This is a genomic window from Chromohalobacter sp. HP20-39, from assembly GCF_033052815.1.
Taxonomy (GTDB): domain Bacteria; phylum Pseudomonadota; class Gammaproteobacteria; order Pseudomonadales; family Halomonadaceae; genus Chromohalobacter.
On sequence record NZ_JAWHTP010001169.1, the window covers coordinates 1 to 236 of the forward strand.

Below are 236 nucleotides of genomic sequence, written 5' to 3' on the forward strand. Positions count from 1 at the left end.
TGTCCCCGGTAACGATCCCAAGGTGTCGATGACGGTGCGGCGTCGACGTCGGTAGACCTGACGCATTCGTTGGGTGCGCCGGCGCAGCGCCCCAGTGGAGAGGTAATCCGCCACGGCTTCTTGGACAATGGCTGGAACGGGTTGGCCGGTAGCTCGACGCTGCCGAGCGAACGAATGGACGAGAGCGGCAGGTACGACAAGATAGCCACACCCGAGCGCTGGGGTGAGCACGGAGG

Annotated in this window: 1 protein-coding gene; it reads right to left on the minus strand. The window is 64.8% G+C overall.

All coding sequences use genetic code 11. The features are described 5' to 3' along the window. Nucleotides 1-236: hypothetical protein (locus RVY79_RS21580; RefSeq protein ID WP_317466667.1), on the minus strand; the 236-nt coding region annotated here is incomplete at both ends.